The organism is Pseudomonas sp. (assembly GCF_032058845.1).
In the GTDB taxonomy this organism is placed as follows: Bacteria; Pseudomonadota; Gammaproteobacteria; order Pseudomonadales; family Pseudomonadaceae; genus Aquipseudomonas.
This window is the reverse complement of record NZ_DAMCCR010000062.1, coordinates 1-222: the sequence shown is the minus strand read 5'-3', so window position 1 is coordinate 222 and position 222 is coordinate 1. Positions and strand designations below refer to the sequence as shown.

General features: G+C 72.1%; 1 pseudogene. It reads left to right on the top strand.

Annotation, left to right across the window (positions count from 1 at the left end):
* Positions 1-222: pseudogene (locus tag RT028_RS13040) on the top strand (flavin-dependent monooxygenase); the annotation flags it as partial.

The following is a 222-nucleotide window of genomic DNA, read 5'->3' as shown; positions in this document are numbered from 1 at the left end:
GAGCCGTTCTTCCGCTACCCATCGTTGTCGTTCGCCACCCAGGTGCTGTCAGTGGTGGGCCTGGGCGTGGCACGGGCAGCGCTCGACGAACTCTCGGGCATGGCCAGCGGGCGCTTGTCGGTGACCGGCGCCCCGGCCCTGGCCGACCGCCCGCTGGCCCAGGTCGATGTGGCGCGAGCAGAGGCCGCGCTGCGCTCGGCGCGGGCGGTCTTCTATGAATCG